The following is a 7,947-nucleotide window of genomic DNA, read 5'->3' as shown; positions in this document are numbered from 1 at the left end:
GCCATCCATCAAGCCGCTTTTGTTTTGTCCGGGGCGGATCACCAGACCCGGCTCGCCAGGCCCGGATCTCCACGTATCACCAGACCCTTATCACCCGGCCCGTCTGCGCGCCTTCCACGCTGCGGCGATAGGCCAGCGCCACCCGCGAGGCGGGCGCCGCTTCAAAGCCCGGGAAATACGGCCCGTAGGCTTGCAGGGATTCCTGCAACACCGTCGGGCTGACCGAGTTGATCCGCAACCCTTGCAGCTCTACCGCCGCGCCACGCACGAAGCCGTCGATGGCGGAGTTCACCGCCGATGCGTTCGCGCCATACCGGATCGGTTCGTCACTGACGATGCCGCTGGTCAGCGTGATGGATCCGCCCGCGTTCAAGTAGTGTTGCCCGATCAGCGCCACGTCAACCTGACCCAGCAGCTTGTTGTGCAAGCCGATCTTGAATTGTTCGGCCGTCATCTCGGCCAGCGGGCCGAAGTGCATCGCGCCGGTGGTCGAGACAATGGCGTCGACCTTGCCCACGCGTTCGAACAGCTCGCGGATGCTGTCGCTGCGCGTTACGTCCACGTGGTACTGGCCGCTGGTGTTGCCCACGGCGATGATGTCGTGGCGTTGGCCAAGCTCTTCGGCAACCGCGCGGCCGATGGTGCCGGTTGCGCCGATCAGGATAATTTTCATGGAAGCCCCCGGGCCGTGCCCGTTGTTTGGTTGGCATATGCAAAGCGCTGGCGTCGTGCCAGTGCATAGAGGCATTCTCGCTTTTCGATATCCATGGAAAAATCCGCTCATGGTGCAAACACTTCACACTCCGGGTGCGTAATACATGGATCGCTTGCTCAGCATGGAAGTTTTCGTGGCGGTCGTTGAGCTGGGCAGCCTGACCGCGGCGGCGGCGCGGCACGAAATGTCGGCGGCCATGGCGGCCAAGCACGTCAAGGCGCTGGAATCGCGATTGGGCCTGCGCCTGTTGAACCGCACCACGCGCCGCCAAAGCCTGACCGAAGCGGGCCAGGCGTATTACGCGCGCTGCAAGACCATTCTGGAAGACATCCGCAACGCGGAGCAGGGCGCCGAGGCCTTGCGGCTGACGCCGCGCGGGCATCTGCGCATTACGTCCACGGTGACCTTCGGTTCGCTGGCGTTGACGCCAGCCATTGCCGACTATCTATCCGTGTATCCCGACGTGAGTGTCGAGCTGGTGCTCAGCGACATGGTGGAAGACATTGTGGCCGCCCGCTACGACGTGGCGGTGCGCATCGGCGAGCCGGTCGATTCCGGTTTGGTCGCGCGCACGATCGGACGCTACCAGATGGTGATCTGTGCCGCGCCCGCGTACCTGGACCGCTATGGCACGCCCACCACGCCCGACGACCTGATGCAGCATCAATGCCTGGATTTCTCGTACTGGAGCCGCCGCACGGGCTGGCAGCTGTCAGGGGACGACGGCAGCCAGGCCGGTTACCCCACGGGCCGCTTCGTGTCGAACAACGGGCAGGCGCTGCGTCAGGCCGCACTGGCGGGCTTTGGCGTGGTGTTGCAACCCGAGCTGTTGCTCAATGAGGATATGCGCGCTGGCCGGCTGGTGCCGATCCTGCAACCGTATTGGCCCGCCGCGCGGCCCATTACGCTGCTGTACCAGAAGGACAGGCAGGCGCTGCCGAAGCTGACCACCTTTGTGGACTTTCTGGTCGAACGCTACACACGATAGTTGCCGGCACCCCAGGCAGGGCGCCTCTTGCCGGCTTCCTGGCAGCCTTTTAACGGCCTCGTCGCCGGTCCACCGCGGTCAATGAAATACCGTTCTTGATCATCTGATACGCCTGCCCACCCAGCCACGTGACCTGCTCGCCCGAACTTGTCCGGCAGATACAGTGCGTCTTGGGATCGAAGCGCGAGGTGCCCAGCGCGGAATATGCCTCCAGGTCCGCAACGAAGCGTTCGATGCGGTACAGGGTGCCGTCGGGGGATGTGACAAGCACATCGGCCAATCGTCTTGCGGTGCCGAGCATACTCAGTACCTCCAGGGGCCGTCGGTGTTGCGGCGGCAAAGCCTTGTGGGCGCTTCTTCGTGTTGCGGCGCATGCGCGCGTGGCGCGTTTGCGGTGCTACCGAAGGCGGCCTCCAAACAAAGAATCATCAAGTTGGTCGGGTGACACGCCCAGCGCCTCGGAGATGCGATCCAGCACTATCTGCCGCGGGCGGGGTCGTGGCCTTTCCAGTTCAATGTATATGGAATGATCCACGCCAAGCCGGGCAGCCATATCAGCGGTAGTGATATTGAGGTGCTCGCGCCACGCGCGTATCAGACTCCAATCGTTGCCGGTTTTTAAGTTGACGACCGCTAGCGGTAATGGGTTGTGTCCGACGGCCAGTCTGCGGTGCGGGCCTGCCGGCTCGGGGCCGAGCACATTGCGCTTGGCGGCGCCGCTTTTGCGGGGTTCGCCTCGGGGCGTTGTGACATCGGGTTCTGCGGTGAATATAGCGCCGCCGTTGGTTTGCCGATACTGATCATTGCCGATCCAGGAGATTGCTTCGCCGTTATCGAGCATGCACTCGCAATCCAGGTGGTAATTGCTGGGAACGCTCTCAAGTTTGGCAATGGTTTCCGTGGTGGTGGCGTGCCGCACCACACGGTGCAATGCGCCGTCGGATGAACGCACGAACACGTCGGGAAGTCTCCAGGAAAAAGGGATGATGATCTCCACGGTCAAAGCCACGCCTGCCACTGTAGCCCGGTGGCAAAACGGTGAGATTTGGGGTTTCCCCTCGGCTGTTGTGGCTAGTTCGTTTCTACTCGATCTTCAACGTAAAGATGCTCACAAATGTTCACGGTGCGTGACCGCTCTTGAACCCGTCATCGCGTGGGTCGAAGGCGGCCGCCAGCACGCGCGGCATGAGGTCGGCGGCGGCGCCATGCAGATTGCAGTGCGCGTGCGCGTCCAGCGGTGTGGCGTTGGGATTGACCTGCACGACCGTCGCGCCGGCGGCCAGCGCGCGCTGCGGCAGCTCAGCGGCGGGGTACACCAGCGCCGACGTGCCGATGCTGAACAGCAAGTCGCATTGCTGCGCGGCGCGTATCGCGGTGCCCCAGGCGTCCGACGGCAAGCTTTCGCCAAACCACACCACCCCGGGGCGCACGGGCGCGCCGCACTGCGTGCAGCCGGGCGGGGGGATGCGGCGGCCTTCGTCGGTGTTGCCGGCGGCGTGGGTGTGCGCGGCCGAAGACCCCGCCGCGGACGTGTCGGTCGCGAGGCTGTCCGTCGCCAGGCTGTCGTCGAAGGCATAGGGGGCGCCGCACGCCGAGCAGCGCGGGGCGTGCAGGCTGCCGTGCAGATGCACCACCTGCGTGGCCCCCGCGCGTTCGTGCAGATCGTCCACGTTCTGGGTGATGACCGTCAGCGCGGGCACGTGCCGTTGCAGCGCGGCGATGGCGTAGTGCGCGGCATTGGGCGCGGCGCGCAGCACTTGCGCGCGGCGCCATTCATACCAGCCCCAGACAATGTCGGGATGCTTGCGAAAGGCCTGCGGCGTGGCAAGCGCCTGCGCGTCAAAGCGCGACCACAAGCCGGTCAACGCATCGCGAAAGGTCGCAATGCCGCTTTCCGCCGACACCCCTGCCCCGGTGAACGCAACGACGCGCTGCGCGTTGCGCAATGCCTCGATCAGGGCAGGCGGAATATCGTGATGCGTATTTTTCATTTCAAACCTTGAGAACAGTTCGATACGCTGCGCGCGGGGGCGCCTGCCTGTCAAGCGCGGGCTGCGATGTGTCGCTGTAATGTGCTTCTGTGATGCGCGCGTGCGCATGCATCCCGAATGATGGATACTGCTTTTCTCATCTGGGATTTCCCCATGCACTGGAGACCCGCAATGCCTGAATCCGCCGCCGGCCTGGACCGGCTTCGCCGCTTCATCGCCACTGCCACCCGACTGGCCGGCGCCGACGCTTTGGCGCAAACGACCGCCTTGCAAGAGGCGTTTGCCGATCTGGTGCGCCACGATGATTGGTTGCCCGACGCCTGTACCGCACCGCATCCGCGGTATTACCAGCAATATCTGCTGCACTGCGATCCCTTGGAACGTTTTTCGCTGGTCAGCTTTGTGTGGGGGCCGGGCCAGTCCACGCCCGTGCATGACCACGAAGTGTGGGGCTATGTGGGCATGCTGCGCGGCGCCGAGATCAATCAGCGCTATGTACGCCACGCCGACGGCAGCATCGTACCCGCCGGCGAACCCGCCACCTTGCACCCCGGCGACATCGAACGGCTGGACCCCGCCCAGGGCGACATCCACCGCGTGTCGAACGCGTTCGCGGACAAGGTCTCGATCAGCGTGCATCTCTACGGCGGCAACATCGGCGCGGTGTCGCGCCATGTCTATGATCCTGAGACGGGGCAGGCCAAGCCTTTTGTGTCCGGCTATTCCTCGCCCAGCCTGCCGAACCTTTGGGACCGCTCGGCCGCCGTGCGCGCCACCATCCCGGGGTTGAAAGCCTGAACGCAGCGCGCGCGACGCAAGTTGTTCGGTGGTGTCTGCCCGTGCTATGTTCCTGTCCTAAATATTAGGAAATACAAAGATGGACAAGACGCTGCTCAAGGGCCTGATGGTATTGGAAGCGGTGACCGACGTGGACAATCCGCCGCGCACCATCGATGCCCTGGCCGCGCGGGTCGGCCTTACCCGCAGCAACACCCACCGCACGCTGCAAACGTTGATCCACGCCGGCTACGTCATCAAGGACGACGACGGCGGCGGCTACCGTGGCGCGGTGCGTCTGTTTGAATTGGCCGCGCGCCAGCTTGCACAGCTGGACGTGCGCAAGCTGGCCGCGCCGTTCATGCGCACGCTGGCGGACCAGACGGGCGAGACGGTGCATCTGTCGGTGCTGGACGGATTCGATGTGGTCTACGTGGACAAGATCGACAGCCCGCAACCGATACGCGCCTATTCCATGGTGGGTGGCCGCGCGCCCGCCTATGCGGTGGCCACGGGCAAGGCGCTGCTGGCCTATCAGCCCGAAGGCTATGTCGAGCGCTATGCCGAGCAATTGGTGCGCCACACGCCGTCAACCATTGTTTCCATGCCCCTGCTGAAAGACGAGCTGCGCAAGATCGCGCGCGCCGGCTATGCCGTGAACCGCGGCGAATGGCGCGAGGGCGTGGGCGGCCTCGCGGTGACCCTGTTCAACAGCCTGGACCAGGCGGTGGCGGCGGTGGGCATCTCGGGCCCGCTTGACCGCCTTAGCGCGGCCAGGATGAAGCAGCTGGCGCCGGATGTGTCGGCCTGTGCGCAGTCCATTTCGCAAGGGATGGGTTACCGGCGCGGTTATCTGGATCAGTAGCGCCCACGCGCGCCGGCAGCGCCGCGGCGATGCGCGCGGCCTGGTCGCGCGCCAGGCGTGCGTTCACATCCATGGACGTGGTCCAGAAATACGTGCCGCCTGCCAGGCTGCCCAACACCGACACCTGTTCCCACACCGCGCCCTGCGCGTTCCTGACGCAGCCCGTGTCGAAGTCCAGCGCCAACCCGCCAAACGGGTCCGACACCGCATGGCCGTCGCGCAGCAAGCCGGCCACCAGCGCATCGTCCGTGCGTGCGGCGTCCACCGAAAAGCTGGTGGCGTTGATGAGGACATCGCTGCGATGTACGGCGCTGCCGTCCGGGGCGCGGAAGCGGATATGGAACTGAGCGCCGGCCGCGTCATGGTGGCAGTCCATAAAGCCCGCGCGCACTTGCAATTGCGCCGTCTTGAACAGTGCTTGCAGCTTCAAGGCGTTGCGCATGGGAAAGGTGGCGCGGCGCGCCATCCACAGCGCGCGCCAGCGCGATTGAAAACGATGGCGCTCAGTGTCGGGCAGCAGGCGCCAGATTTCGTCTACCGCTGCATTGGTGGCGGCGGCCACGGCCTGCCAGGGCCGTGCCGCTTGCAGCGATCGACGTATCTCTTCATCCAGCGCGCTTGCCGCGTCGGTGGTCAGGCCGAAGATCTCATCGGCGTCCAATGCGCCGCCCATGGCGCGCACTTCATCCTGCAAAGCCTGCGCGATCACTTCCAGCGATAGGGCGCCGCCATGCCGCATGGCAAGCGCCACGGCGCCTTCACGGCTAAGGTGGCGCAGCGCCGCCGGGGGCTGGTTGTGCGGGCTGCGCACCGACGGCAGCCGGCCATTGCGCGACACGCACAAGAGCGGGCCGCGATGGCCTGCTTGCTGCAAGGCCACCACGGCGTCCACCGCGCTAAGGCTGGTGCCGACAATGCACACGGACGCATCGGGTGGGATCCCGGCGGCCAGTTTGGCGACGGGGTAGGGGCTGTTGAAATAGCCCGGCGCGTTGTGCAGCGCGGGGAAGGCTTGCGATGGCAAGTTGCCGTTGCACAGGACGGCATAACGGGCCACGCACGGGGGCGCGCCGTCGGGTTCGACGTACACCGTGCCGTTCTGCAGTGGCGACACGCGCCGCACGCGGCAGGGCACGTGAGCCAGCGCGATGCCCAGTGCGTGTGCAAGGTCCCGACAGCGCGCGTAGACGGCGCGCAGGTAGGCGCCGAACAGCGGGCGGGGAAGAAAGTCGGATGGCTGAATATCGGTCACGCCATATCCACGCAACCACGCGGGGTCCTGGGCGAGCAGCCACTCGACAAAGTCCAGGCGATGATCCGCCCGCGCCGACATATTGCCTGCGGGGATGTTCAACAGATTACTGGGCAGGTCTTCCTGATAGGCGCCGCCGGGGCCGGGTTCCGCCTGCGGTTCAAATAGCGATACGGAAAGCGATACGGACAGGGACGGCGACGGCGGGCGCGGCAGGCCTTGCGCTTGCCAGGACAACAGCAGCTGGTACAGGAAGCTGACGGCGACCGAGCCGCCGCCCACGATGGCAACATCGACCGGCATTCCCGCATCGATACCCGGATCAACCCTCAGCTTCACCGCGCCCAACTCCGTGTGGGCGTGGCTCATTTGGCGGCCGACATGCGCACCACGTCGCCCCAGCGCGCCACTTCCTGCTTCAGCACACGGCTGGTGTCGGCGGGCGATGTGGCCACCGCGTCCGCGCCCAGCTTCAATGCGGCCTGCTGCACCGAGGCCATGGCGGCGGCTTTCTGCATGCCGGCCGACAGCTTGTCCACGACGTCGGGCGGCGTGCCGGCGGGCGCCAGCAAGGCGTAGGCGGTTGCCACGGAATAATCCTTCACGCCTTGTTCCATCAACGTGGGCAGGTCGGGTAGCGCGGTGGCGCGCTTGGCGGTGGTAACGCCCAACAGGCGGATCTTGCCGCTGGCCACCTGGGGCAGCAGGGCGGGCAGGGTTTCGATGACCATGTCGATCTGGCCGCCCAGCAAGTCGGTAATGGCGGGACCGCTGCCGCGATACGGCACGTGCATCAAGCGCGTGCCGGTCACCACCTGGAACAGCTCACCCGCCATGTGCTGCGAGGTGCCGGGGCCGGCCGAGCCGAACGTGATGGTGCCCGGCTTGCTCTTGGCCAGCGCGATCAATTCCTGCACGTTGTTGGCGGGCACCTTGCTGTTCACGGCCACTGCCATCGGCATGCTGGTGGCCATGGACACCCCGACGAAGGCGGTGGCGAAGTCGTAACCCGGCTTGTCGGGCATGGCTGCGTGGATGGCATGGCTGCCCACCGCGCCCATCAGTAGCGTGTAGCCGTCGGGGGCGGACTTGGCGACGTATTCCGCGCCGATTTCCCCGCCCGCGCCCGCCTTGTTTTCCACCACCACGCCCTGTCCCAGGAAATCACCCAGATGCTGCGCATAGATGCGGGCCGCGGCATCGGTGGCGCCGCCCGGCGGAAAGGGCACGACCATGCGTACCGGTTTGGCCGGCCAGGTTTGGGCTTGGGCCGGGCCGGCGGCAAACGCCAGGACCGCGCCAGCCAGGGCAATGCGCCATGACTGCTTCATGAATGTCTCTCCTTGGTGTGATCAAACC

Annotated in this window: 9 protein-coding genes; 3 read left to right on the top strand and 6 right to left on the bottom strand. The window is 65.6% G+C overall.

The window, feature by feature from the left end; all coding sequences use genetic code 11:
• Positions 1-76: 76 nt before the first annotated feature.
• The gene (locus ACNPP0_RS28765; protein ID WP_448707806.1) at positions 77-673 is read right to left on the bottom strand and encodes a short chain dehydrogenase; all 597 of its coding nucleotides are present in this window, start codon (positions 671-673) and stop codon (positions 77-79) included.
• A 145-nt stretch (positions 674-818) separates the two neighbouring features.
• Here ACNPP0_RS28765 and ACNPP0_RS28760 point away from each other — a divergent pair, with 145 nt between their 5' ends.
• Positions 819-1,703 carry a LysR family transcriptional regulator gene (locus ACNPP0_RS28760; RefSeq protein ID WP_332611894.1) on the top strand — a complete coding sequence of 295 codons (885 nt, stop codon included), beginning with the start codon at positions 819-821 and terminating at the stop codon, positions 1,701-1,703.
• Between the two features lie 49 nt (positions 1,704-1,752).
• Here the strand turns inward: ACNPP0_RS28760 and ACNPP0_RS28755 are convergent, their stop codons facing one another.
• The 3 genes from ACNPP0_RS28755 to ACNPP0_RS28745 all read right to left on the bottom strand — a co-directional run bounded on the left by ACNPP0_RS28755 (position 1,753) and on the right by ACNPP0_RS28745 (position 3,694).
• A complete protein-coding gene (locus ACNPP0_RS28755) occupies positions 1,753-2,004 on the bottom strand; it encodes a hypothetical protein (protein WP_332611896.1) in 252 nt (83 codons plus the stop codon).
• Between the two features lie 96 nt (positions 2,005-2,100).
• Positions 2,101-2,700: a helix-turn-helix domain-containing protein gene (locus tag ACNPP0_RS28750; protein ID WP_448707805.1), complete on the bottom strand. Its 600-nt coding sequence runs from the start codon at positions 2,698-2,700 to the stop codon at positions 2,101-2,103.
• A gap of 121 nt (positions 2,701-2,821) precedes the next feature.
• The gene (locus ACNPP0_RS28745; protein ID WP_448707804.1) at positions 2,822-3,694 is read right to left on the bottom strand and encodes an SIR2 family NAD-dependent protein deacylase; all 873 of its coding nucleotides are present in this window, start codon (positions 3,692-3,694) and stop codon (positions 2,822-2,824) included.
• Positions 3,695-3,865: 171 nt separating this feature from the next.
• Between ACNPP0_RS28745 and ACNPP0_RS28740 the strand changes: the two genes are divergently transcribed.
• Together ACNPP0_RS28740 and ACNPP0_RS28735 are read left to right on the top strand one after the other, a co-directional pair.
• Positions 3,866-4,492: a cysteine dioxygenase family protein gene (locus ACNPP0_RS28740; RefSeq protein WP_332611902.1), complete on the top strand. Its 627-nt coding sequence runs from the start codon at positions 3,866-3,868 to the stop codon at positions 4,490-4,492.
• Positions 4,493-4,571: 79 nt separating this feature from the next.
• Positions 4,572-5,336, top strand: coding sequence for an IclR family transcriptional regulator (locus tag ACNPP0_RS28735; protein ID WP_120156392.1), 765 nt, complete (start codon positions 4,572-4,574; stop codon positions 5,334-5,336).
• On the opposite strand, the gene ACNPP0_RS28730 is transcribed toward ACNPP0_RS28735, so the two are convergent.
• Complete coding sequence (locus ACNPP0_RS28730; RefSeq protein ID WP_448707803.1) at positions 5,236-6,957, bottom strand: FAD/NAD(P)-binding protein; 1,722 nt, start codon at positions 6,955-6,957, stop codon at positions 5,236-5,238. The two genes, ACNPP0_RS28735 and ACNPP0_RS28730, sit on opposite strands and share 101 nt — an antisense overlap.
• Positions 6,954-7,919 (bottom strand): Bug family tripartite tricarboxylate transporter substrate binding protein, encoded by a 966-nt coding sequence (locus ACNPP0_RS28725; RefSeq protein ID WP_448707802.1) that lies wholly within the window; start codon positions 7,917-7,919, stop codon positions 6,954-6,956. Before ACNPP0_RS28725 ends, ACNPP0_RS28730 begins: the two co-directional genes overlap by 4 nt.
• Positions 7,920-7,947 lie beyond the last annotated feature (28 nt).

This window comes from Achromobacter semiaridum (assembly GCF_053543755.1).
Note: the sequence above shows the minus strand (reverse complement) of the source record. Positions and strands in the feature narration are given on the sequence as shown.